The sequence below is a fragment of the Belliella kenyensis genome, from assembly GCF_022549675.1.
Classification (GTDB): domain Bacteria; phylum Bacteroidota; class Bacteroidia; order Cytophagales; family Cyclobacteriaceae; genus Belliella; species Belliella kenyensis.
This window is the reverse complement of record NZ_JAKZGR010000059.1, coordinates 1-716: the sequence shown is the minus strand read 5'-3', so window position 1 is coordinate 716 and position 716 is coordinate 1. Positions and strand designations below refer to the sequence as shown.

The following is a 716-nucleotide window of genomic DNA, read 5'->3' as shown; positions in this document are numbered from 1 at the left end:
GTGAAGGTAGATTTCTATGCAGGTGATCTATTGATCGCAAGTGTGGAGGCTGAGCCTTTTACTTTCAACTGGGACAATGCACCTCTGGGCAATCATTACATCACAGCTATTGCCACAGACAATGAAGGGGCTGGGACGGTTTCTACTCCTGTTTACATAACAATCGAGGAAGCTCCAGCAGCCAATGTTTCTCCAACAATCAGCATAATCAATCCAGAAGATCAGCAGGTATTCGAGCAAGGGCAAGTTATCGAAATCACTACCTTAAGTGCGGATGAAGATGGTGAAGTCGTGAAGGTAGATTTCTATGCAGATGACCTTTTGATCGCAAGTGTGGAAGCTGAGCCTTTTACCTTCAACTGGGACAATGCACCTCTGGGCAATCATTACATCACTGCTATTGCCACTGACAATGAAGGGGCTGCGACAGTTTCTAATTCTGTTTACATAACAGTTGAGGAAGCTCCTGAAATGCCTGAAACTCCTGCTGTGAATGTTTCTCCAACTATCAGCATCATCACACCAGAAGATCAGCAGGTATTCGAGCAAGGGCAAGTAATCGAGATCACTACCTTAAGTGCAGATGAAGATGGTGAAGTGGTAAAGGTAGATTTCTATGCAGATGATCTTTTGATCGCAAGTGTGGAGGCTGAGCCATTTACTTTCAACTGGGACAATGCTCCTCTGGGCAATCATTACATCACTGCTATTGCCAC

The 716-nt window shown here is 44.8% G+C and carries 1 protein-coding gene; it reads left to right on the top strand.

All coding sequences use genetic code 11. The annotated features are described in order from the left end of the window. The coding region (locus MM214_RS18935; protein WP_241297742.1) for an Ig-like domain-containing protein at positions 1-716 on the top strand (716 nt) is incomplete at both ends.